General features: G+C 73.7%; 19 protein-coding genes. 15 read left to right on the top strand and 4 right to left on the bottom strand.

Annotation, left to right across the window (positions count from 1 at the left end; all coding sequences use genetic code 11):
* Positions 1-61: 61 nt before the first annotated feature.
* Both QSK26_RS08740 and QSK26_RS08745 read right to left on the bottom strand, forming a co-directional pair.
* Positions 62-1,024, bottom strand: a complete 963-nt coding sequence (locus QSK26_RS08740) for a serine hydrolase domain-containing protein (protein ID WP_285774494.1) — start codon at positions 1,022-1,024, stop codon at positions 62-64.
* A 157-nt stretch (positions 1,025-1,181) separates the two neighbouring features.
* Positions 1,182-3,521 carry an ExeM/NucH family extracellular endonuclease gene (locus tag QSK26_RS08745; RefSeq protein ID WP_285774495.1) on the bottom strand — a complete coding sequence of 780 codons (2,340 nt, stop codon included), beginning with the start codon at positions 3,519-3,521 and terminating at the stop codon, positions 1,182-1,184.
* A gap of 191 nt (positions 3,522-3,712) precedes the next feature.
* On the opposite strand from QSK26_RS08745, the gene QSK26_RS08750 reads away from it, so the two are divergent.
* Together QSK26_RS08750 and QSK26_RS08755 are read left to right on the top strand one after the other, a co-directional pair.
* Entirely contained in the window at positions 3,713-5,179 is a 1,467-nt protein-coding gene (locus QSK26_RS08750) for a pentapeptide repeat-containing protein (RefSeq protein ID WP_285774496.1), read from the top strand.
* A gap of 139 nt (positions 5,180-5,318) precedes the next feature.
* A complete protein-coding gene (locus QSK26_RS08755) occupies positions 5,319-5,999 on the top strand; it encodes a permease prefix domain 1-containing protein (protein ID WP_285774497.1) in 681 nt (226 codons plus the stop codon).
* A gap of 53 nt (positions 6,000-6,052) precedes the next feature.
* Here the strand turns inward: QSK26_RS08755 and QSK26_RS08760 are convergent, their stop codons facing one another.
* Positions 6,053-6,382 (bottom strand): PadR family transcriptional regulator, encoded by a 330-nt coding sequence (locus QSK26_RS08760; protein ID WP_285774666.1) that lies wholly within the window; start codon positions 6,380-6,382, stop codon positions 6,053-6,055.
* Positions 6,383-6,507: 125 nt separating this feature from the next.
* On the opposite strand from QSK26_RS08760, the gene QSK26_RS08765 reads away from it, so the two are divergent.
* From QSK26_RS08765 to QSK26_RS08800, 8 genes are all read left to right on the top strand, one after another.
* Entirely contained in the window at positions 6,508-7,698 is a 1,191-nt protein-coding gene (locus QSK26_RS08765) for a cytochrome ubiquinol oxidase subunit I (RefSeq protein ID WP_285774498.1), read from the top strand.
* A gap of 8 nt (positions 7,699-7,706) precedes the next feature.
* Complete coding sequence (locus QSK26_RS08770) at positions 7,707-8,525, top strand: cytochrome d ubiquinol oxidase subunit II (protein WP_285774499.1); 819 nt, start codon at positions 7,707-7,709, stop codon at positions 8,523-8,525.
* A gap of 43 nt (positions 8,526-8,568) precedes the next feature.
* Positions 8,569-10,254 (top strand): thiol reductant ABC exporter subunit CydD, encoded by a 1,686-nt coding sequence (gene cydD / locus QSK26_RS08775; protein ID WP_285774500.1) that lies wholly within the window; start codon positions 8,569-8,571, stop codon positions 10,252-10,254.
* Complete coding sequence (gene cydC / locus QSK26_RS08780) at positions 10,251-11,963, top strand: thiol reductant ABC exporter subunit CydC (protein ID WP_285774501.1); 1,713 nt, start codon at positions 10,251-10,253, stop codon at positions 11,961-11,963. The genes cydD and cydC overlap by 4 nt, the downstream gene beginning before the upstream one ends.
* Positions 11,964-12,050: 87 nt before the next feature.
* The gene (locus QSK26_RS08785; RefSeq protein WP_285774502.1) at positions 12,051-12,704 is read left to right on the top strand and encodes a hypothetical protein; all 654 of its coding nucleotides are present in this window, start codon (positions 12,051-12,053) and stop codon (positions 12,702-12,704) included.
* Entirely contained in the window at positions 12,701-13,021 is a 321-nt protein-coding gene (locus tag QSK26_RS08790; protein WP_285774503.1) for a transcriptional regulator, read from the top strand. Before QSK26_RS08785 ends, QSK26_RS08790 begins: the two co-directional genes overlap by 4 nt.
* Complete coding sequence (locus tag QSK26_RS08795) at positions 13,018-13,899, top strand: ABC transporter ATP-binding protein (RefSeq protein ID WP_285774504.1); 882 nt, start codon at positions 13,018-13,020, stop codon at positions 13,897-13,899. The genes QSK26_RS08790 and QSK26_RS08795 overlap by 4 nt, the downstream gene beginning before the upstream one ends.
* A gap of 32 nt (positions 13,900-13,931) precedes the next feature.
* Positions 13,932-14,669 carry an ABC transporter permease gene (locus QSK26_RS08800; RefSeq protein ID WP_285774505.1) on the top strand — a complete coding sequence of 246 codons (738 nt, stop codon included), beginning with the start codon at positions 13,932-13,934 and terminating at the stop codon, positions 14,667-14,669.
* A 56-nt stretch (positions 14,670-14,725) separates the two neighbouring features.
* On the opposite strand, the gene QSK26_RS08805 is transcribed toward QSK26_RS08800, so the two are convergent.
* Entirely contained in the window at positions 14,726-16,072 is a 1,347-nt protein-coding gene (locus tag QSK26_RS08805; RefSeq protein ID WP_285774506.1) for a S1C family serine protease, read from the bottom strand.
* A 333-nt stretch (positions 16,073-16,405) separates the two neighbouring features.
* Here QSK26_RS08805 and QSK26_RS08810 point away from each other — a divergent pair, with 333 nt between their 5' ends.
* The 5 genes from QSK26_RS08810 to QSK26_RS08830 are packed head-to-tail and all read left to right on the top strand — an operon-like array spanning position 16,406 to position 20,327.
* Entirely contained in the window at positions 16,406-17,305 is a 900-nt protein-coding gene (locus QSK26_RS08810) for an MFS transporter (RefSeq protein WP_285774507.1), read from the top strand.
* On the top strand, positions 17,302-18,108 hold the full coding sequence (locus QSK26_RS08815) for an N-acyl homoserine lactonase family protein (RefSeq protein ID WP_285774508.1): 807 nt from the start codon (positions 17,302-17,304) through the stop codon (positions 18,106-18,108). Before QSK26_RS08810 ends, QSK26_RS08815 begins: the two co-directional genes overlap by 4 nt.
* A gap of 26 nt (positions 18,109-18,134) precedes the next feature.
* Complete coding sequence (locus QSK26_RS08820; protein WP_285774509.1) at positions 18,135-19,034, top strand: NAD(P)-dependent oxidoreductase; 900 nt, start codon at positions 18,135-18,137, stop codon at positions 19,032-19,034.
* Positions 19,031-19,438, top strand: coding sequence for a cupin domain-containing protein (locus QSK26_RS08825; protein WP_285774510.1), 408 nt, complete (start codon positions 19,031-19,033; stop codon positions 19,436-19,438). Before QSK26_RS08820 ends, QSK26_RS08825 begins: the two co-directional genes overlap by 4 nt.
* Entirely contained in the window at positions 19,431-20,327 is an 897-nt protein-coding gene (locus QSK26_RS08830) for an NAD(P)-dependent oxidoreductase (RefSeq protein ID WP_285774511.1), read from the top strand. Before QSK26_RS08825 ends, QSK26_RS08830 begins: the two co-directional genes overlap by 8 nt.
* The last annotated feature ends 29 nt before the right edge of the window (positions 20,328-20,356 follow it).

Consider the following 20,356-nt stretch of genomic DNA (forward strand, 5'->3'; position numbering starts at 1 on the left):
GGGTCTTCCGTTCGCGGTGGGAATCAGTGCGCTGGGCCTCCGCGGGCGGCGCGCGGTGCGGTCATCTCGACCGCAGCGCCGCGCGGTCGGTGACGGCGTGCCGTTCCTTGCTGATGATCGGTTCGAGCTGCAGGTCGTAGTTGGACAGGATGACCCCGACCCAGTCGCTGTCAAGGTAGACGGACCAGTTCGTCGCCCCGCCGCCGATGCCGCCGCCGTGCCCGATGATGCGCTGGCCGTTGAAGATGGGCATGAGCACCCCGTACCCCTGGAACGCCTCCTGGCCGGCGGGGTCGGCAGGGGGAGGCTGGGGGCCGCCCGGCAGCGGCGGCAGGGGCGTGACGGGGATCCGCGCGCTGGTGTACAGCTGGGTGTAGGCGGGGTCGAGCAGGTCGCCCTTCTGCAGGGCCAGCGCGAAGCGGACGAGGTCCGGCGCGGTGGAGAAGCCGCTGCCACCGCCGGATCCGATGAACGCGCGCGCGGGGTTGCTGCCGGGCGCGCCGCCCAGCACGGCGCCCTTGTCCAGGTTGCGGACGGCGTCGACGCGGCTCCCGTCCGACTGGTACATGTACGGATGGGCGATGCGCTTGTCGTCGAGCCACTGGGGCCGGGTGTAGTAGGCCGAGCGGGTCATCCTGGCCGGGGCGAAGATGTGGTCCTGGACGTAGTCCACGAAGGACTTCCCGGACACCTCGGCCACGATCTCGCCGAGGACCTCCATGCCGATGCTGCTGTAGGCGTGCCTGCTGCCCGGGGCGAACTCCAGCCGCTGCCGGCGCGTCAGCTGCCTGAGGTCGGCCAGCCGCTCCTCGACGCTGTCGGTGATCCGGCCCGCCGAGTTGTTCTCCCCGGGCCGGCTGGGGCCGCCCATCCCGGCGGTGTGGGTGAGCAGCTCGTGCGCGTGTCCGACAACGGTCGGCCTTGACGGCCGCCGGAAGGAGAGGTGGCACAGGCGGGGGTTATCGCCGCGTAAATGATCTTCGCCTGCCGTGGGATGCGACGCTGTCAGCGCGTTGTCACACACGCAGGAGCGCCCGGCGTGTCGTCCGCCGGGCGCTCCAGGTGTGATGCCGGTGATCAGCCGCAGTGCGAAACCGGTGCGGCCGTGCCGAGAGGCGATCGACGCCCGTCGGCACAACGGCCCACCAGGTCTCCGGGAACCCGGAGTCGCACGCTCCCGCCTACAGGGTGAGGCCGAAGATGACCGGGTCGTGGTCGGAGGAGCGGTAGGCGTCCGGCTTGTAGAGGCCGGGCGGGTTGTACTCGGTGTTGTAGTCGAGGATCAGCGGCTCGTCGGCGTTGATGTGCCAGATGGTGGCGCTGGTCAGCCGCTTGAGCAGCTTCTTGCCGACCAGCGCGTGGTCCAGCTCGCCGGACAGGCCGTCGAAGACGTAGCTGTAGCGCTGCGCGGCGGGCACGAACTTCTTGGTCACGCTGGTGAGACCGCCCTCTTCGAGGACGTCGATCGGGTCCTCCTCGCCGTAGGCGTTGAGGTCGCCGAGCACGATCGGGTTCTCCAGCTTGAGCGAGCCGATCAGGCCGAGCACCGCCTGCGCCTGACGCACCCGCTCGGGGTTGAAGCAGCTCTGACCGTCGCCCTGGTCCTGCTCGGGGCCGGTGGCGCCGTCACAGCCCTTCGACTTGAAGTGGTTGACGATCATCGTGAACTTCTCCCCGCCCTTGGGCCGGCGGAAGGTCTGGATGAGCGGCGGGCGGCGGAAGACCGTGTCGGTGGAGGACTGGGCCGTGCCGACCGGGACCAGCTTGGCGGGCTTGTAGATGATGCCGACCTGGATCTGGTCCGTGCCGGGGTGGGGGTGGCTGAGCGCCGCGTAGGTGCCCGCGCCGACCTGGGCGTTGAGCGCGCCGACCAGCGCGTTCAGCGCGGTCTGCCCGTTGTTCTCCACCTCCATGAGGCCCACCGCGTCGGCGTCGAGGCCCTTGAGCGTGGCCACCAGCTTGGTGAGCTGGCGCTGCTGCTCCTCGGCGGTGTCCGCGCCGCGCGAGTCGAGCGTGGTGAACCAGTTGAGGGTGTTGAGGCTGGCCACCTTCACGTTGCCGACCACCGGGAACGGCTTGGGCAGCCGCGGGTTGGTGCGCAGGAAGCTGATCTGCTTGGTCGGCTGGAGGCGGTAGGTGCCGAAGCCGTAGCCCAGCACGCCGGTGACGCCGATCGCGGTGTCGCCCGCCCGCACGGCCTGCGGCGAGGTGTAGGGCACGGTGGCCGGGTTCTGCACGTTCGAGGCGTCGTCGATGAGCAGGCTGCGCCGCTCGTTCTTCGCCGCGTCGACGCCCGGCCGGTCGGTCGGCTGGTAGAGGCGTCCCTCGGAGGAGACGGTGACCTCGCCGTAGCGGCCGAGCTGGTAGTGCTCGGTCACCGTGAGCGGCTCGGGGAAGGTGACGAGCGTGCTCTCCAGCGGCTCGAAGGTCTGCCCGGCGGCCAGCGGCAGGGTGCGCAGGGCGGGCCTGATGGTCCCGTGGCCGCACACGTCGACGGCGGTCACCGGGGACAGCTCGGTCCAGCCGTTGTACTCCACGGCCGTGCCGGTCACCCGTACCCGGTCGCCGACCTTGACGTCGGTCAGCCCGGTGCCGGCGAAGGCGAACACGCCGTCGGAGGTGGCCGGGTTCGCGTCGGGTGTCGGGTCCTGGAGGAAGAAGCCGGCGAGCTGGTCGGCCCGCTGGAAGTCGGCCGTCACCACGCCCTCGACCCGCACCGTACGGCCGGCCAGCGGGGTGACGTCACCCGTCCCCTGGACCTCGGCGATCTGGTGGGTGACCGGGATCTCGCACGGCTCGCCGGTGGGCGTCGGCGTGGGCGTGGGGGTCGGCGTGGGGGTCGGGGTCGGGTCCACGTCGCCGCAGGGGGCCGCGGCGGTGGCCGAGTTGCGCGGCGCGGGGGCGCCGGCCTCCAGGTCGGCCCCGTTGTCGTCGGTGTCGGCGCAGCCGTTCTGCCTGCGCAGCCCGGCGGTGGTGTTGCTCAGGGCGGGGGCGGGGGTGCCCTCCGCGTAGTTCGCCGTGCCGTAGCCGACGAGGTCCTCCAGGAGTGCGGTCTGCTCGGGGGTGCACGGGATGGAGCCGCCGTTGCACCCGACGCCGGTGGCGGAGCGGACCAGCGCGACCTTGCCCGCCGAGCCGCTCAGGTTGATCGAGCCGGTGGAGTCGGCGGCCGGCAGCGGGGATCCCGTGGCGCCGCCGGCGAGCTGCACCAGGTGGTAGCGCCCGGGGGCGAGCGTGCCTGACAGCGCCACCACCGGGTTGTTCCCGAAGGCGCCGGTTCCGGTGGCGCTCGCGTACTGGACCGACCAGCCGTCGAGGGCGACGTCGGCGGAGCCGCGGTTGAACAGCTCCACGTAGTCGTTCGTGAAGGGGGCGCCCGAGTTGCCGCCACCGCCGTAGACCTGGCTGATGACGACGGCGCCGGGCTCGGCGTTGGCCGCGGCGCTGGAGAGGGCAACCGAACCGGCCAAGGTGAGGCCGAGGGCTGCGAGGGCGGCGATCGCCCGGGATGATGCACGCATGCCCGGAGCGTAAGCCGCCCTTACCTCCGATATACCGTCTTAAAAGTGGATGGCCGATTAAATCCAAAAAATTGACACCTTATGTCTAGGGGCGGCCTTAAGTTCTGTTTGTCGGCGGTCTTGACACCGGAGAGCCAGAAAGCCTGGCGTCCAGGCTCGCGAACGGCGGTTTTGGCGGGTATCACGGTGTTATGGCGAGAGCTCTCCCCCTGGACATCGACTGGATCACCTGCGCGGAACCCGGCTGTCTCGGAGTCGTGCACGATCCGTCCGGCAGGTGCCTGGCGCATCTCGACGCGAGCGAGTTCGAGCGGGCGCTGCGGGCACTGCGCCCCGGAGGCGCGCTCGACATGCGCGGGGCGGTGATCGACTCCGCTCTCGCGGAGCGACTGCTGGCCGCGTTCGACGACGGCGGGCGCGCCCGGCTCGGGCGGACCCGGTTCGACCACGCCCGTTTCACCGGCGACGCGCGCTTCGCCGGCACGGTGTTCGACCGCGACGTGTCCTTCGACCATGCCAGGTTCGAAGGGCTCGCCTCCTTCTTCGGGGCGCGCTTCGCGGGGAACGCGTCCTTCGGTCACGCCCGCTTCGCCCGGGAGCTGTCCTTCCACGGCGCCACCGTGGCCGGGCACGCCGCCTTCGACCAGGTCATCGTGGACCGTGACGCGCTCTTCGGCGAGGCCCGCTTCCAGCGGACGGCGTCCTTCCGGGGCGCCCGCTTCCACGGGTTCACCGCCTTCGACGCGGCGCGCTTCGCCCGTGGCGTGTCCTTCCGGGGCACGCGCTTCAACCGCGCCGTGTCCTTCAGGAAGGCCGTCTTCTGCGGGGCCGCGGGCTTCGAGTCCACCCGGTTCGGCGCGGCGACCTATCTGACCCCTGCTTCGGCGGGCAAGGGCCTGGTGCTCACCGGGGCGCACGCGGCGGCCGGGCTGGAGCTGTGCGCGCACGACTGCGCGGTCGACCTGCGGTCCGCGCTGGTGGCCGGCCCGCTGAACCTGCGGCTGACCGACGCCGAGGCCGACCTCGAAGGGCTGGTGCTGCGCGGCGGCGGCACGCTGGTCGGGCGGGGCAGGACGCGGCTGCTCTCGCTCCGGCGGGTGGAGGCCAGGCGTCTCATGGTGTCCGGGGTCGATCTGAGCGGCTGCCGGTTCGCCGGGCTGCGCCATCCGGAGGGGCTGAGCCTGTCCGGGTGCGAGTTCGCCTCCACGCCGCGCGGCGTGCGGCTGGGGCTGCGCTGGCCGTACCTGCACTGGTGGTCCCCCCGGCGGGTGCTCGCCGAGGAGCGCGACTGGCGGGGCTGGGCGCCGCGCGAGCACGCGACGGCCGGTGAGAAGCATCCCGAGCGGCTCACCCCCGAGGCGTTGAGCACGCTCTACCTCGCGTTACGCGAGACCCTCGACGACCGGGCCACCGCGGACGACTTCGCCTTCGGCGCGATGGAGGTGCGCCGCACGACCAGCCGGAGCACGGGGCGGTGGCTGCTGTCGGCCTACTGGCTGATCTGCGGCTACGGGCTGCGGATGGGCCGGGCCGCCTGCTGGTTCGTGCTCGTCACCCTCGTGGCCGCCGGGTCGGTGCTGAGCACCTCGGCCTCGCACGCGGCTCGCAGGCCCGCTCCCCCGCCCGTCTACCCCGCGCCCGCCGTGCCGCCCGGCTGACGACGGCTCCCCCGGCTTCCGGTGGGGTGACCCTGATCCGTCATGGGGGGCGGGTCAGGGTGATTCCCGATGCCCGGCGCCGCGCCCTGCGGGGAGGATGGGGCGGGCCACACGCGCCAGGGTGAGAGCTGAGGGGATCATGGCCGTCGCAAGCGTCGAAGAGTATGTGAGCGGGCTCGACCGGGCGTTACGCGGCCCGCGGCGGGTCAAGCGGGACATGCTCGCCGAGGTCCGCGACGGGCTCTGCGACGCCGCGGAGGCGCTGGAGTCCGGCGGGCTGTGCCGGGCCGAGGCGGAGCGGGCGGCGGTCGAGGAGTTCGGCGCGATCGAGGAGATCGCGCCGGGCTACCAGGAGGAGCTGATCGCCCGTCAGGGGCGCAGGACGGCCGCGCTGCTCTTCGTCGGCGTCCCGCTCACCACGATCATGTGGAGTCTGATCTGGCGGTTCTTCCCGGACACCGTGACCCTGTCGCCGGTGCGGGACTGGCCGAGCTGGTACCTCGCGGTGGCCAGGACGATGGACGTCATGCAACTGCTCACCGGCGTGCTCGGGGCGGTCGCGCTGGTCACGCTCGGCCGCGGGGCCCGGCGGTTCCGCCGGGCGCGGCTGGTCACCCGCGGCCTGGGGCTGCTGATCTGGTGCGAGCTGCCGTTCGTCGTCGGCATGTCGCTGGCGCTGATGTGGGGAGGGAACACCGGCTTCGGCACCTTTGTGCCGGGCCTGCTGGCCAGCCTGGTCAGCAACGGACTGCTCGTGTGGCAGTTGTACAGCGCCTCCCGCTGCCTGACGCTCGGCCGCGAACGCCCCGCCACCGCCTGACCGCCACCTGACCGGCCGCCTGACCGGCCGCGCCGCCGGACCGCCGTGCGACGTCAGGAGGTCCGGTGCGGCTCCAGGACGCTGCCGATGGCGGTGGTGAACGCCCGCCAGGCGGACCGCTCGCCGGCGAGCGCGGCGCGGCCGGCCGGGGTGAGCCGGTAGGTGCGCCGTTTGCGCCCGCCGACGGTCGCCCACTCGCTGTCCAGGTGGCCCACCCGCTCCAGCCGGCGCAGCGCCGGGTAGACCGTGCCGGTCGGCACCGTCAGCGCGCCGCCGCTGCGCTCCTGGAGCGCCTCGATGATCGCGTAGCCGTGCAACGGCTCGTGCTCCAGCACCGAAAGCAGCAGGGCGTCCATGTGACCCCGCAGCGCGTCGGTGTTCATCGAGCCTCCTCCGGCCGTCGCGTCCATCCCGCTCACGCCCCAACCTTAGATCCGGATGCTTGATGTAGGCAGTCTACATGTAGTCTCTCTATATGTAGGCAGACACAGCATCGGAGTGGAAAGCGATGGACGTCCTCGACCTCGCCCGGTTGCAGTTCGCGGTGACAGGAAGCCTGCACTTCCTGTTCGTCGTGCTCACCCTGGGCATGGCCCCCCTCGTGGCGATCACCCAGACCCGTCACGCGATCACCGGCAGACCGGTGTTCGAGCGCATGACCAGGTTCTGGGGGCAGATCTATGTGATCAACTACGCGCTCGGCATCATGACCGGGCTCGTGATGGAGTTCCAGTTCGGCCTGAGCTGGAGCGGGCTGTCGCACTACGCGGGCGACGTGTTCGGCGCGCCGCTCGCCGTGGAGACCCTGGTGGCCTTCTTCCTGGAGTCCACGTTCCTCGGCCTGTGGATCTTCGGATGGCACCGGCTGCCCAAATGGCTGCACCTGGCGTGCATCTGGCTCGTCACGCTGACCGCGTACGCGTCGGCCTTCTGGATCATGGTGGCCAACTCGTTCCTGCAGAACCCGGCGGGCTCCCGGGTGCTCCCCGACGGGCGGCTCACGCTCGACGACTCCGGCGCCCTGCTCACCAACCCGTCCCTGCTCTTCTCCTTCCCGCACGTCGTCGGCGCCGGCCTGCTCACCGGCGGGCTGGTGCTGGCCGGGGCCAGCGCCTACCACCTGCTGCGCCGCCACGCCGAGCGGGAGCTCTTCACCCGCTCGATGCGCCAGGGCGTGGTCTGCGCGACGGTGGGCGCCTTCCTCACCGCCGCCTTCGGCTACGCGCAGTTCGCCGCCGTCGCCCAGGTCCAGCCGGGCAAGTTCGAGGGCAACGTGCTCGCCGGGGTGTCCCTCGGCTTCATGGTCCTGCTCGGCGAGCTGTTCCTCTTCGTCTGCCTGTTCTTCCTGCTGCCCGTGGTGGCCTGGCTGCCGAAGTGGCGCTGGACCCACCCGGTGCTGATCGCGCTGACGCCGCTCCCGTTCGTCGCGGCCATCCTCGGCTGGATCGCCCGCGAGGTCGGCAGGCAGCCGTGGCTGGTCAACGGGCGGCTGACCGTCGAGGACGCGCTGTCCCCCGGCCTCACCCAGGGGATGATCACCGGTTCCCTGATCGTCTTCACCGCCCTGCTCGGGCTGCTCGCGGTCGTCGACTACGTCCTCATCGCCCGCACCGTACGACGCGGCCCCGAGGCGGCCTTCCTCGGCGTCGCCGCAGCCGATCCCGCCACCCCGGGCCCCGCCCCGGCGATGCGTCTCTAGGACACGACATGGACCTGCTCTGGTACGCCGTACTCGTCCTGCTCCTCGGCGGCTACTTCGCCCTGGAGGGATCCAACATCGGCCTCGGCATGCTGCTCCCCGCGCTCGGCCGCGACCAGCCGGGCCGGGACCGCCTGGTGGCGGCCATGGCCCCGTTCGTCCTGGCCGGGGAGGTGTGGCTGGTCGCCGCCGTCGGCGTGCTGTTCGGCGCGTTCCCCCAGTTGGAGGGGGAGGTGATCTTCGCGCTCTACCCTCTGGTGGTCGCCCTGCTGGCCGGCTGGGTCGTCAGGGACGCGGGGCTGTGGTTCCGCCGTCGCGTCGAAGGGCCACGCTGGCGGGCCTTCTGGGACGGCGCGCTGTGCGCCGGCTCCTGGGTTCTCGCGCTCGCCTGGGGCTTCGCGCTGGCCGCCATCGCAGGCGGGCTGCACGGCCCGGTGATCACCCTGCCCGGCGCGCTGGGGGCGCTCGTCGTCGCGGCCGTCCTCGCCTTCCACGGCCGGACGTGGGCCGCCTGGCGGCTGCCGGACGCGATCCCGGGCGGCACGCCGGGCGGCATGTCGGACGCCACGCCGGGCGGCGTACGGGGTGGGGGGCGCGCGGGGTGGGCGCTGTGCGGGTCGGCGGCGCTGGCCGCGCTGCCCGCCGTGCTGCCGCTGGCCGTGGCGGCCCCGGCGGTGCTCGAACACGCCGCCCCGTCGCAGACCCTGAGCATGGTCGGACTTATGGTGGTGCCGTTCGTGCCATTCATGGTCGCCGCGCAGGTAGGAGTGTGGCGCATCTTCGGCCGCCGCCGGTCGCGGGACGCGGGTACGCCTTCCTTCTTCTGACCGACGGCCAGGCGATCGGCCGCTCGCGGACCGTAAGGGAGCCATGAACAGGGATCTGCTACGCCTCGCGCGCGCCGAGCGCGCCGTCGGCCGCCACCTGGCCGTCTGCCTCGGCACCGCCGTACTCGCCGGGCTGCTGGTCCTCGTCCAGGCCGAGCTGCTCGCCGGGGTGCTGTCCGGGCGGTTCGCGCCCGCCGCGCTCGGCCTGCTCGCCGTCGTGGTGGCCGTGCGCGCCCTGCTCGGGTGGGCGCACGGCACCGCCGCCGGCCGCACCGCCACCGCGGTGAAGACGGCGCTGCGCGGGCGGCTGCTCGCCCGGTTGCAGGAGCTCGGCCCGGCGCGGCTGTCCGAACGCCGCTCCGGCGAGCTGGTCACGCTGACCGGGCGCGGGCTGGACGCGCTGGACCCCTACCTCACCGGCTATCTGCCCACGGTCGCGGTGGCCGGGGTGGTGCCGGTCGCCGTGCTCGCCCGGCTCTTCGCCGCAGACCTGGCCAGCGCGGTGATCGTGCTGGTCACGCTGCCGCTGATCCCGGTCTTCGGCGCGCTGGTCGGGCTGCACACCAAGGCCGCCACGGAACGCCAGTGGCACGCGCTGTCCCGGCTGGGCGGGCACTTCCTGGACGTGGTGCGCGGGCTGCCCACCCTGCGCGCGTTCGGCCGGGCACGCTACCAGGCCACGGTCATCGAGCAGGTGGCGGGCGCCCACCGGAACGCGACCATGCGCACGCTGCGGGTGGCGTTCCTGTCGTCGCTGGTGCTGGAGCTCGCCGCCTCGCTGTCGCTGGCGCTGGTGGCCGTGCCCATCGGGCTGCGGCTGCTGTCCGGCTCGCTGGACCTGAGCACGGCGCTGCTGGTGCTGCTGCTCGCCCCCGAGGCGTACCTGCCGCTGCGCGCGATGGGCACCCGGTTCCACGCCTCGATGGAGGGGGTGGCGGCGGCCGGGCAGGTGTTCGCCGTGCTCGACGGGGAGACCGCGCCCGGCGGGCGGGGCACCGGGATCGTGCCGGCGGGCGTGCCGGAGATCCGGCTGGAGCACGTCACCGTGCGCTACCCGGGCCGCGGGGACGCCGCGCTGGAGGACGTCTCACTGGTCATCGCGCCCGGCGAACGGGTCGCGCTGGTCGGCGAGAGCGGCGCCGGCAAGAGCACCGTCCTGCACCTGCTGCTCGGCTTCGTCCTCCCCACCGAGGGCAGGGTCACGGTCGGCGGCGTGGACCTGGCCGACCTCGACCCGGACGCCTGGCGGGCCCGCCTCGCCTTCGTCCCCCAGCGCCCGCACCTGTTCGCCGCCAGCGTCGCCGACAACATCCGCCTCTCGCCGGCGGCCCCCGGCACGCCCGGTGACCCCGGCGCCGACGTGCGCGCCGCGGCGGCGGCGGCACAGGCGGCCGGGTTCGTCGAGGCGCTGCCGCAGGGATACGGCACCGTGCTGGGCGAGGACGGCGCCGGGCTGTCCGCCGGGCAGCGCCAGCGCATCGCGCTCGCCCGCGCCTTCTGCCGTCCCGGCGCCTCGGTGCTGCTGCTCGACGAGCCCACCGCCCGGCTCGACGGGCGCAGCGAGGCCGCGGTCGTCGCGGCCACCGCCGCCCTGGCCAGGGACCGCACCGCCGTCGTCGTCGCCCACCGTCCCGCGATGATCGAACAGGCCGACCGGGTGATCCGCCTGGCGGCCGGCCGGGTGGTCTCCGATCAGCCCGCCCCGGCCAGGATCGGAGAGGCCCCATGACCGCCCGCACGCCCGCCGTGTACTCCTTCTCGCCCCGGCTGCTCGGCGCCGCCGCCGCCGGCGCCGCCGCGGAGCTGGCCGGGCTCGGCCTCATCGCCGCCGCGGCCTGGCTCATCACCCGGGCGGCGGAGCAGCCCGGCCTGGCGGCGCTGAGCGTGGCGATCGTCGCCGTGCGCGCGTTCGCGACCAGCAAGGGGGTGTTCCGGTACGGCGAGCGGCTGGCGGGGCACGACGTCGCGCTGCGGGCGCAGGCGACGACCAGGGAACGGCTGTACGGGGCGCTCATCCCGGCCCGCCCGCACACGCCCGGCGGCGCCGACCTGCTCAGCAGGATGGTCGAGGACACCGACGCCGTGCAGGACCTCATGGTCCGCTGCCTGCTCCCCGCGGCCGGGGCGCTGGTCACCGGCCTCGCCGCGATCGGGATCGGCCTGGTGGTGCTGCCGCCGGCCGCGCTGGTGCTGCTCGCCGGGCTGCTCCTCGCCGGGGTGCTGCTGCCCGCGGCGAGCTGCGCCGCCGCCCGCCGCTGGACCGCCAGGATCGCCCCGGTCAGGGCGGAGCTGGCCGCGCGGGTCGCCGACCTGGTGCACGGCGCGGCCGACCTCGCGGCCTACGGCGCGAACGGCACGGCGCTCGCCGCGGCGGAGGAGGCCGACCGGCGGCTCGCCGCGCTGGAACGGCGGCAGTCCCGGGTGCACGCCGCCGGGCTCGCCGCGGGCACACTGGTGCAGGGCGGGACCGTGGCGTGCGTCGTGCTGGTGGCGCAGGCGGCGGGGGCCGGCCAGGTGGCGACGGCGGTGCTCGCCCTGACCGCGCTGGTCTGCTTCGAGCCGGTGCTGCCGCTGGCCGCCGCCGGGGAACGGCTCGCCGGGATCGCCGAGGCGCTGCGCCGGCTGCGCGAGGTGGGTTCGGCGCCGCCCGCCGTACCCGAGCCCGCCCGGCCCGCCGCGCCGCCGCCCGGCCCGCTCACCGTCGAGGTCGAGAATCTCGTGGTACGGCACGACGCGGACCGGCCCCCCGCGCTGGACGGCGTCAGCCTGACCCTCACGCCGGGCAGGCGCACGGCCCTGGTGGGCCCGAGCGGCGCCGGCAAGAGCACCCTGCTCGCCGCGCTGATGCGGCTCACCGAGCCCGAGTCGGGACGCGTCCGGCTCACCGGTGCGACCGGCGACGCCGTGGACCTGCGCGACCTGGACTCCGACGAGGTCAGGCGGCGGATCACCGGCCTGACCCAGGACCCCTACGTCTTCCGCGCCTCCCTGCGCGACAACCTCAGGCTGGCCGGCCCGGACGCGGACGACGAGACGCTGACCGAGGCGCTGCGCCGGGCCAGGCTGGACGACTGGGTACGGCGGACCGGCTGGGACACCGAGCTCGGCGAGGACGGGCGGACGCTGTCCGGCGGGCAGCTCCAGCGCCTCGCCCTGGCCCGGGCGCTCCTCCACGACCCCGAGGTCCTGCTGCTCGACGAGCCGGCCGAGGCGCTGGACGAGGCCGCCGCCGACGCGCTCATGGGCGACCTGCTCGACGCCACCCGCGGCCGGACCACGCTGCTGGTCACGCACCGGCTGCGCGGCCTCGAACAGGTGGACGAGATCGTCGTGCTGGAGGAGGGCCGGGTCGTCCAGCGCGGCCGGCACGAGGAGCTGGCCGCCGTGCCCGGCTACTACCGGGACCTGTGGCGGTCGGAGGCCCTCACCTCCCGCTGAGGACACGATCCCGCCTCCCTCTGCGCTTTGCGTCGCCATCTGGTTTACGATACAAACCAGTTTGCCACGCGAGAGAGGGGCGCGATCATGGACGGCGACCCGGACCGGCCCGACGAGGACCTCCCCCTGACCCCCGAGGAGACCCTGCGTCTCATCGAGCGGCAGAGCGCCGAGGCCACCCGCCGGCTCACGGGCGACCCCCTGCTGTACTACTGGCCGTGGGGGCTCGCCTGGTTCGCCGGGTTCGGGGCGCTCTTCCTGCACTACGGGCTGTCCGGCGAGCCCTACGCGCCGATCTCCATGGCGGTGGCGCTCGCCGTCCTGTTCGGCGCGATGGCCGTCGCCATGACCTTCACCATCTGGGTGTCGGTGCGGTCGGGCACGCACATCCGCGGCGGCTCCCAGGAGCGCGGCATGATGTACGGCCTGTGCTGGAGCGTCGGCTTCATCGGCGTGGGCCTGATCTGCTCCCGGTTCGGCCGGCCCGACTGGCTGCAGCCGCAGGAGATCGGGCTGCTCTGGGCCTCGGTCTCACTGCTGCTCGTCGGGGTGCTCTTCATGGCGGGCGCGGCCGTCTTCCGGGAATGGCCGATGTTCTTCATCGGCGTGGCCGTCTCGGTGCTCAACCTGATCGGCACCGCGGCCGGGGCCGGCTGGCACGCCCTGCTCGTCTCGGTGCTCGGCGGCGGCGGGTTCCTGGCGACCGGGGTGGTGCTGCGCCGCAGGGGGGAGCGCGGGTGAGCGGCGGCTTCCGCGAGCTGGATCCGGTGATCCACGCACAGGCGCGGCTGCGGGTGGTCGTCACGCTCAACGCGCTGCCCGAGGGCGACCGGATCGCCTTCCCCGGGCTGCGCGACCTGCTCGGGATGACGGCGGGCAACCTCTCGGTGCACCTCGTGAAGCTGGAAGAAGCCGGTTATGTCGACATTCACAAGACCCATCGGGGCCGGACGCCGGTGACCTACATCGCCCTCACCCGGCGGGGGCGCTCGGCCTTCGAGGACTACACGGCCGCCATCCGGGAGTTGCTGGAGGCGGGGAACGGGGAGCAGCCATGACAGCGGAGATCCTGGCCAGGGCCGACGGCGTCACCCGCCGGTACGGCGACGTGGTCGCACTCGACGACATCACCCTCGACGTCCGGGCCGGGGAACTCGTGGGGCTGCTCGGCCCCAACGGCGCCGGGAAGTCCACCCTCATCAACCTCTTCACCGGGCTGCGCCGGCCCACGTCGGGCACGGTCGAGCTGTTCGGCGGCTCCCCGCTCGACCCGGCCCGCAGGCGGCGCGTCGGCATGACCCCGCAGGACACCGGCCTGCCCGCGGCGCTCCGGGTCGGCGAGTGCGTCGACTTCGTGAGCGCCCACTTCACCACCTCGGTGAGCCGCGGCGCGCTGCTGGAGCGCTTCGGGCTCTCCGGCCTGGAGCGCCGCCAGATCGGCGGGCTGTCCGGCGGGCAGAAGCGCCGCCTGGCGGTCGCGCTCGCCTTCGCCGGGGACCCCCGGCTGGTCTTCCTCGACGAGCCGACCACCGGCCTGGACGTCGAGGCCCGCCGCACGCTGTGGGCCGGGGTCCGCGCCTTCCACGAGGACGGCGGCACGGTGCTGCTGACCAGCCACTATCTGGAGGAGATCGAGGCGCTGGCGCGGCGGGTGGTGGTCGTCGGGCAGGGCCGGGTGCTCGCCGACGACAGCGTCGAGGCGGTCCGCGGCATGGCGGGGGTGCGCCGGGTGAGCGTGACGGCGGCCGACGTCCCCGCGCTGCCGGGGGTGCTCGGCACCGAGCGGGACGGCGAGCGGGTCCACCTGATCACCTCCGACGCCGACGAGCTCGTCCGCGAGCTGGTCCGCACCGGGGCGCCGTTCTCCGGCCTGGAGGTCCGCCTGACCTCGCTGGAAGAGGCGTTCCTCGCCATCACGGCCCGCCGGGCCGCCTGACCCGCACGGCCCTCACCTCCGGGAGCTCCCCCATGGCACTCACCCTGACCCACGCCCGATACCAGTTGCTGGAGACCTTCCGCATCCCGATGGCGGTCGTCGGCAGCGCGTTCTTCCCCGCCGCGGCCATGCTGTTCTTCGTCGTCCCCTTCGGCGGGGACCACCCCGTGGGCGCGACGATGGCGACGGCGTCGATGATGGCCTTCGCCGTGATGTCCACCTCGCTGTTCACCTTCGGCATCGGCGTCGCCGAGGACCGCGCCCAGCCGTGGGACCCCTACATCCGCACCCTGCCCGCCGGGCCTTTCCCGCGCTTCGGCGGGCGCGTCATCGCCGGGTTCGCGGTCATGGGCCTGTCGGTGCTGCCCGTCCTGGCCATCGCGGCCCTGCTCACCGAGGCCACCGTGACCCCCGGCGGGTTACTGCTCGGCCTGGCCGCGCTGGCGCTCGGCTCGGTGCCGTTCACCCTGATGGGGCTGACGATCGGCTACTCCCTGCCGTCGAAGGCCGCCATCGCCGTGACGCAGCTGGTCTTCTTCCCCATGGCCTTCGGCGGCGGGCTGTTCACCTCGCCCATCGACCCGCCCGGCTTCATCGAGACCATCGCGCCGTTCCTGCCCACCCGCGGCGTCGTCGAGCTGGCGTGGGCCGCCGTGGGCGACCACACCCCGAGCGCGGTCAGCCTCGCCGCCCTGGCCGCGTGGACGCTGGTCGCGGGCCTCGGCGCCGTCCACGCCTACCGGCGTGACGAGGGCGCCCGCTTCAGCTGACCGGCGAGGGGCGCCACCGGCCGGTGGCGCCCCTCGTCACGTCCTCCCCCGAGCGGTCAGCTCATGGGGACGTCGGTCTTCTCGGTGAGGGTGACGTCGGCGGTGTGGGTCTGGCCGCCGCGGACGTAGGTGATCGCGACCTTGTCACCCGGCTGGAAGCCGCGGACCACGCCGATGACCGCGTCGGCGCCGTCGATCGGCTGGTTGCCGATCTTGGTGATGATGTCGCCCTCCTGGAGGCCGGCCTTCTCCGCCGGGCCGCCGCCGGTGACCGAGCTCACCACGGCGCCCGCCGTGCTGGTGGTGGAGTCGCCGACGCCGACGCCGAGCAGGGCGTGCTTGGCGGTGCCGTCCGCGATGAGCTGGTCGGCCACCCGCTTGGCGGTGTTGATCGGGATCGCGAAGCCCACGCCGATGTTGCCCTGGCCGCCGTTGGTGGCGATCGCGGTGTTGATGCCGATGACCTGGCCGGCCGCGTTGACCAGGGCGCCGCCGGAGTTGCCGGGGTTGATCGCCGCGTCGGTCTGGATCGCGCCGCCGATCGTGGTGGGGGTGCTGTCGGGCTCGCCGCCCTGCATCTGGCCCCAGCCGGGCGGGAGCTGCTGCTGCGGCGAGTCGTCGCCGACGGTCAGGGTGCGGTTCAGGGCGCTGACGATGCCCGCGGTGACCGAGCCCTCCAGGCCGAGCGGGCTGCCGATGGCCAGCACGGAGTCGCCCACCTTCAGCGCGCCGCTGTCGCCCAGGGCCGCCTTGCTCAGGCCGGACACGCCCTGCGCCTGGACGACCGCGATGTCGGTGCTCGGGTCGGTGCCCTTCACCGAGCCCGCGATGCTCTTGCCGTCGTTGAACCGGACGGTGACCGCGCTGCCCGGCCCGGCCGACGCGACGACGTGGTTGTTGGTCAGGATCAGCCCGTCCGAGGTCAGCACGACGCCGGAGCCCTCCGCGTCACCCGCCCTGATCGACACCACCGACGGCTGCACGGCCTGGGCCACGTCGGCGACGGTCCTGGCGTTGGACGCGGGGCTGAACACCGGGCTGGCGACCGTCTGCTGCTGGACCGGCCGGCCGTCGGAGAACGCCGTGGCGGCGAAGGCCCCCGCCGCCCCGCCGACGATCGCCATCGCGGCCAGCGCGAGGCCCGCCACCGTCTTCTGCCGCATGGTGAAACCCTGCCTGCGCGCGGGGCCTCCCGGCGCCGTCGCGAACACGGCCGTGCCGCCGTCCGGGCGGTTGCCTGCCCCCCACGGCGCCTGCTCCCCCTGAGCGGCGCCGCGACGGAACTCCCCGGCCGCCGGCGGGCGCGGACCGAACTGCGTCCACCCCTGCCCGCCCGCCTGGTTCCGTCCCGCCTCAGCGCCCGGCTGCGGACGGTCTGCCTCGTGCGGTTCGCCTGTGCTCATCAGACTTCCCCCATCCTCCTCGCGACCGCCCTTCCATCTGACGGCGGCGACCGGCTCCGCGCCGGTACGACAACCATGCCAAGGCGCCCGTAAGGCGCAGGTGAAGCAGCAGATGACCACAGGGCGCATCCCCTCACACACGCTTTATCCGTCGTGCTAGAAGCCCTGTCCCACCGGAGGAGAAGTCCCGAAAAATCCGTCTTGTGATTCTTTGACCTGTCCGGATGACGGTCATACAATCCGACCAGATGCCGGTATCACGGGTGTGCCGGGGGGAGCACCCGGTACACGGTGCCGTACGTCCGGATCGGCCCCCGCGCAAGGAGTCTGATCTTGGCGAACGCAGACACCGCCGGCCTGGCCCGGACCCGTACCAGAGCCGCCGTCGCCGTGGGCGCGGGCAACTTCATGGAGTGGTTCGACTTCGCGGTCTACGGCTTCTTCGCCGTCACCCTGGGCGCCCTGTTCTTCCCCAGCCGCGACGACGCCGTCTCGCTGCTGTCGTCGCTGGCCACGTTCGGGGTGGCGTTCCTGGTCCGGCCGGTCTACCGGGAGATCAGCGACCGCAGGGCCGCCCCCGTGCGCCGCCGCGCCGGGGCCGACCCGCGCGCGATCGCCCTGACCTTCTCCTTCGCCGGCGTCCAGGGCCTGGGCTTCTACTACCTGGCCACCTACGTCGTGACCCATCTGACCAGGAGCGTCCACCTGGAGGGCACCCGGGCGCTGGGACTCGTGGCCGCCGGGCTCACCGGCTACGCGCTGCTGTGCCCGGTGGCCGGGGCGCTCTCCGACCGGGTCGGCCGCCGGCCGCTCAACGTCGCGGGCAGCCTGGGCCTGGCCGTGTTCGCCCTGCCCGCCTTCCTGCTGATGGGCACCGGGCGGCCGGGCCCGATCCTGCTGGGCATCGCCCTCCTCGCGATCTGCCAGGCGATGCTCAGCGTCACCACGGTCGTCATGCTCGCCGAGCTGTTCCCCGCCCGCACCCGGGGCAGCGGCAGCGCGATCGGCTTCAACCTGGGGGTCACGCTGATCGGCGGGCCCGGCCCGTTCGTCGCCGCCGCGCTCGCCGAGGCGTCCGGTCTCGCCGTCATGCCCGCGGTCTACCTGGCGGCGGTCGCGTTCGCCGGCTTCCTGGTCGTGCTGCGCGGCCTGCCCGAGACCCGGGGCCGCGGGCTGGGCGTGGCCGCGCGGGCCCCCTGGTCCCGCCCCGAGCCGGAGGCGGGCGTCTCGTGACGGGCGGGCCCGCCGGTTACGAGGTGTACGCGGTGCGGTACGGCACCCGCCGGACGTCCACCGGCGAGGTGTACCTCAACCATGACGTCTACGGCGTCCCCGACGAGCCGGTAGGCATGGACTACTACCTCTGGGTGGCCCGCGACGACCGGCGCACGGTGGTGATCGACACCGGGTTCGGCGGGTCCGGCGGGGCCCGCAGGGGACGGACCGCGCTGGGCGACCCGGTCGCGCTGCTGGCGGATCTCGGCGTGCGGGCGGCGGCCGTGCCGCAGGTGGTGGTCACGCACGCCCACTACGACCACATCGGCAACCTGGCGCGCTTCCCCGCCGCGGAGGTGATCGTGTCGCGCCGCGAGTTCGACTTCTGGACCGGCCCGTACGCGAGGCGCGCGCAGTTCGCGTGGGCCGCCGAGCCCGCGGAGATCGCGCATCTCGCGGCGGTCCGCGGGCAGGGCCGCGCGACCCTTTTCGACGGCCCGCACGACGTGGCCCCGGGCATCGAGGTCCTCCCGGTCGGCGGGCACACCCCCGGCCAGGCCGTCGTGCTGGTAGCCGCGCGCGGCGGCGGCCAGGTGGTGCTGGCCTCCGACGCGGCGCACTACTACGAGGAACTGGAGCTGGACCGGCCCTTCGCCTTCACGGCCGACCTGGAGGCCGCCTACCGCGCGTTCGACCTGCTGAAGGAGATCACGGCCGGGCCGGGGCGGGTCCTGGTGCCCGGTCACGATCCCGAGGTGATGAGGCGCTTCCCCGGTGCGCCCGGGCCGGCCGTACGACTGGATTGTATGACGATAGTATGATACGATAGCACTATTGGGGGCTGTGCATGGCTGGACACCGGGTCGGGCTCATCGGGCTCGGCAACATGGGGGGACGGATAGCGCGCCGGATAGCGGCGGCGGGGCACGAGGTGCTCGGCCACGACCTGGATCCGAAGGCCGCGCCCGCCGCCGGGGTCACTCCGGCCGCGACGATCGCCGAGGCCGTCAGGGGGGCGGACTCGGTGCTGATGTCGCTGCCGGACGACGCCGCCGTCGAGGCCGTCGTGCTCGGTGAGGGCGGCGTCCTGGACACCGTCCGGGCCGGGCAGGTCGTGGCCGACCTCGGCACCTCCTCCCCCGCCCGCACCGCGCGGCTGCACGCCGTGCTCGCCGGACGCGGCGTCGAATACCTCGACGCCGGCGTCTCCGGCGGCCCGGCGGCGGCCGACGCGGGCACCCTGACGATCATGGCGGGCGGTTCCCCGGCCGCGCTGGCCCGGCTGGACGGCCTGTTCCGGGCGTTCGCCGCGAAGATCTTCCACCTGGGCGGCAGCGGCGCAGGGCACACCGCCAAGCTGCTCAACAACTTCCTCAACGCGACCACCCTCTCGGCGACCGCCGAGGTCATGGTCGCGGGGCGGGCGGCGGGCCTGAACCCGGCCACCCTGCTCGACGTGATCAACGCGAGCAGCGGCGCCAGCTACGCCAGCCGGCACCGCTTCCCGGCGATCATCCGGGGCGACTACCTGGAGGGCGGCCTGACCGGCGCGCTCATGATGAAGGACCTCGTGCTCTACGTGGACCTCCTGCGCACGCTCGGCGTGCCCTCCCTGCACGCGGCCGGGCCGATGGCCGGCTTCGGGCTGGCCGGGCGGCTGGGCTACGGCGACCGGGTCAGCAACCGGGTGGTGGACGCCCTCGGCGACGTCGCCGGCGGCATCAGGATCCAGGGGGAGGCGTCATGAGGATCGTCCGCGGCACGGGGGGCACGTCCGAGCGTCGTTCGGAGACGTTCACCGGCGAGGTGTGGGCCGACCCGCTCCTCCCCGCGACCAGCGGCGTGACCATCAACAACGTGTTCTTCACCCCGGGCGCGCGCACCCACTGGCACCGGCACGAGGGCGGCCAGATCCTGCACGTCACCGCGGGCGGCGGCTTCGTGTGCGCCGAGGGCGGCCGGCCGTACCGGCTCAGGGCGGGCGACACCGTCTGGACGCCCGCGCACGAGATGCACTGGCACGGCGCGGACGAGCACGGTTACCTGCTGCACACGGCCGTCTCGCTCGGCTCGACCGTGTGGGACCGGCCGGTGACCGGCGACGAGTACACCTCAGGCGACGCCGGGCGGGAGCGGCGGTCCGATGAGTGACGTCGCGCCCGTCGTCCCCGGCGCGGCCGTGGGGTTCATAGGGCTTGGGCACATGGGTTCCCCCATGGCGAGACGGCTGGTGGCGGCGGGGTACGCCGTGCGCGGGTTCGACGCGAATCCCGCGGCACGCCCCGAGGGGGTCGCCGCCGCCCGCTCGGCCACCGCGGCGGTTACGGGGGCCGCCGCGGTGGTGCTCATGCTTCCCGACTCGGCGGCCGTCGAGTCGGTGCTCACCCCCGGCCTGCTGGAACGGCTGGCGCCGGGCACGCCGATCGTGGACATGGGCTCGTCGGAACCGGCCAGGACGCGGGCGCTCGCGGAGCAGGCGGCCAAGCTCGGGGTGCCGCTGGTGGACGCGCCCGTCTCGGGCGGGGTCCGCGGCGCGGAGCGGGGCACGCTGACCGTCATGGCCGGCGGCGACCCGGAGGCGGTGGCGGCGCTGCGCCCGCTGTTCGGGGTGCTCGGGACCAGGGTGCTGCACGTGGGCCCGGTGGGCGCCGGGCACGCGCTGAAGGCGCTGAACAACCTGCTCTCGGCGACGCACCTGCTGGTCAGCTCCGAGGCGGTGCTGGCCGGGCGGGAGTTCGGGCTGGACCCGCAGGTCATGCTGGAGGCGATCAACGGTTCCAGCGGCAGGAGCGGGTCCACCGAGGACAAGTGGCCGCGGTTCATGCTGAACCGCCGCTTCGACTCCGGTTTCGGGGTGGGCCTCCTGCTCAAGGACCTGCGCATCGCGGCGGGGCTGGCCAGGGACGCCGGGCGGCCGTGCCTGCTCGGCGAGGCCGCGGTCGAACTGTGGGCCCGCGCGGCGGCGGAGCTGCCGGCGGGGGCGGATCACACGGAGATCGTCCGCTGGCTGGAGCTGCGGCACGACGAGAAGGGCGATTGATCGTATGACGGACAGCCGATACGATCAGC

Origin of the sequence: Microtetraspora sp. NBRC 13810 (assembly GCF_030268685.1) — a bacterium.
Classification (GTDB): Bacteria; Actinomycetota; Actinomycetes; order Streptosporangiales; family Streptosporangiaceae; genus BSRQ01.

Coding starts and splice junctions, on each gene's coding strand:
- cydC (WP_285774501.1), top strand. CDS start 10,251: ATGACCGCCCGCACGCCCGCCGTGTACTCCTTCTCGCCCCGGCTGCTC.
- QSK26_RS08750 (WP_285774496.1), top strand. CDS start 3,713: ATGGCGAGAGCTCTCCCCCTGGACATCGACTGGATCACCTGCGCGGAA.
- QSK26_RS08755 (WP_285774497.1), top strand. CDS start 5,319: ATGGCCGTCGCAAGCGTCGAAGAGTATGTGAGCGGGCTCGACCGGGCG.
- QSK26_RS08760 (WP_285774666.1), bottom strand. CDS start 6,382: ATGAACACCGACGCGCTGCGGGGTCACATGGACGCCCTGCTGCTTTCG.
- QSK26_RS08800 (WP_285774505.1), top strand. CDS start 13,932: ATGGCACTCACCCTGACCCACGCCCGATACCAGTTGCTGGAGACCTTC.
- QSK26_RS08820 (WP_285774509.1), top strand. CDS start 18,135: ATGGCTGGACACCGGGTCGGGCTCATCGGGCTCGGCAACATGGGGGGA.
- QSK26_RS08785 (WP_285774502.1), top strand. CDS start 12,051: ATGGACGGCGACCCGGACCGGCCCGACGAGGACCTCCCCCTGACCCCC.
- QSK26_RS08805 (WP_285774506.1), bottom strand. CDS start 16,072: ATGAGCACAGGCGAACCGCACGAGGCAGACCGTCCGCAGCCGGGCGCT.
- QSK26_RS08825 (WP_285774510.1), top strand. CDS start 19,031: ATGAGGATCGTCCGCGGCACGGGGGGCACGTCCGAGCGTCGTTCGGAG.
- QSK26_RS08770 (WP_285774499.1), top strand. CDS start 7,707: ATGGACCTGCTCTGGTACGCCGTACTCGTCCTGCTCCTCGGCGGCTAC.
- QSK26_RS08745 (WP_285774495.1), bottom strand. CDS start 3,521: ATGCGTGCATCATCCCGGGCGATCGCCGCCCTCGCAGCCCTCGGCCTC.
- cydD (WP_285774500.1), top strand. CDS start 8,569: ATGAACAGGGATCTGCTACGCCTCGCGCGCGCCGAGCGCGCCGTCGGC.
- QSK26_RS08795 (WP_285774504.1), top strand. CDS start 13,018: ATGACAGCGGAGATCCTGGCCAGGGCCGACGGCGTCACCCGCCGGTAC.
- QSK26_RS08765 (WP_285774498.1), top strand. CDS start 6,508: ATGGACGTCCTCGACCTCGCCCGGTTGCAGTTCGCGGTGACAGGAAGC.
- QSK26_RS08830 (WP_285774511.1), top strand. CDS start 19,431: ATGAGTGACGTCGCGCCCGTCGTCCCCGGCGCGGCCGTGGGGTTCATA.